This window comes from Candidatus Clavichlamydia salmonicola, from assembly GCF_015356765.1.
Lineage (GTDB): Bacteria > Chlamydiota > Chlamydiia > Chlamydiales > Chlamydiaceae > Clavichlamydia > Clavichlamydia salmonicola.
Window position 1 is genome coordinate 1 of record NZ_WTCQ01000026.1, and the last position, 1,900, is coordinate 1,900.

Annotated in this window: 1 protein-coding gene; it reads right to left on the reverse strand. The window is 36.6% G+C overall.

Annotation, left to right across the window (positions count from 1 at the left end; genetic code table 11):
• Nucleotides 1–283 precede the first annotated feature (283 nt).
• On the reverse strand, nt 284–1,900 hold a 1,617-nt coding region (locus CLAVI_RS05575; protein ID WP_228547655.1), incomplete at its 5' end, for a hypothetical protein.

Below are 1,900 nucleotides of genomic sequence, written 5' to 3' on the forward strand. Positions count from 1 at the left end.
GCATGTTTAAAAGTTTATATTATTTAAATTTTAATATTATATAATGCAAAAAAAATTTATGTCTTTAAGAACTTAAAAGCATAAATAAAGACAAACATTTGACAAATGATAAGAAAAATTCAGCAGTATTAACAACAAGACTGGCTTCATATTATTTTCTTTTTTATTAAAAAAGGAAAATAACCTTTTTGAACATAGCGTAAGGAAATGAAGATTTGAAGAAGGACAGAAAGGATTACATGAAATAGTAATCCCTTCTGTCTTTTAAGATTAAGACTGCGTTTTAGCTATGATCTTCTGGATCGTTGCTATCACTAGATGAATAAGGAGCCATTACTGACGTTGAATTTGCAAGCATGGGCAACTCTACTTCTACATCTTTTTCATGCTCTGTATCTTCTTCTATGGGACTAGTAATACAATTTTGTAATAATCTAGTAGCTGCACTAGTCACGTAAAGAGCTGTTGAAAGCACTACCATGTGTTTATCTTCTTCAGAAGCTGGCTTACAAACATCTTTCAGAGAAGAAAATAAAACACCACAACCAACCTCAGCAGCACCTAAAAGCACCACTTCCTGCAGACCTGCCATTAAAAACTTTCCTAATTTATCATTAACAACTTGAGCGTTAGTTCTCTTAGGTTTTTTACACAGTGCGTATACTATCTTAACAACAGTAGCAGTCAAGACCACCGCACTTCCTGCTCCAAAAGCAAGCATCATTTTACTACATGGAGGACAGCCATCATCTATTCTGAGCATTGCTTGTGCTAATGGCACAGAATCAATAGATCTAGCTAGCCTGGTTATAGTTGTTGTTAATGGGGCTAATGTAGCTCCCTCAGAAATGGTGCAGTTAGTTATATCAGGAAAATATTGAGGAAATTGGCTTGTAATGTTTTGTTCCTGATCCCAACAATAAGCACCTTTATTCATTCCATCATCTATATCATTACTGGTAGCATTTTGCATAGATGAAGGACTATATAATGCAGAAAATTCCATATCTGCAAAGCTAGAATCTGATGCACTGAAAAAATCAAATGCCAGTTTCATTATACAAGTTAGAGCACCTTGTAGCTCTAATCCCTGACCATCTGATCTTTCTCCTACATACACATAACTTAAATAGCCATTGCTTACGTTATAATTTGGATATCCACTCCAATCATTTGCTTGGCATTCTGGAGCAGACATATTTGGGTATTGATGATGATAGTCTTGTAATGAAAAACAATAGATATCATCCCCTGTGGAGATATTTCCACTCTGCCGACCTATACCAAATTGACCCACAGTCCAGTTTTTTTCCGCGATTTTACCTAATCCTAGATAATCGAGACCCCCTGACGCACATAAATATGCGAATTCACTACTACCTAGAGGGGACAAAGTAGAAGCAGCTATAGCAGTAGTAGCGATAGTGGTAGTAGCGATAGTGGTAGTAGCGATAGTAGTAGTAGCGATAGTGGTAGTAGCGATAGTGGTAGTAGCGATAGTGGTAGTAGCGATAGATGGAAGCAAGGTAGTAGTAGATGGAAGCAAGGTAGTAGTAGATGGAAGCAAGGTAGTAGTAGATGGAAGCAAGGTAGTAGTGGTAGATGGAAGCAAGGTAGTAGTGATAGATGGAAGCAAGGTAGTAGCAACCACATCTATCATATCTTCTCCTGCACAAAGAGATGTTGTAACTATTCCAGCTACCCCCATAGCTAATGCTAAACCTAATGAAGAATCAAGAAAAGCTGTACATATTTTGGCACATGTTCCCACATTTTTTGACACATTATCTTTAAGCTCTGTAAAACTAGAAGGAAACTTTCTACCTGTGTGTACAAAAAAATTCTCATTTAAAAATTGGACCCCAGAAGAAAATCCATTACCTATTCCAGACATATTACC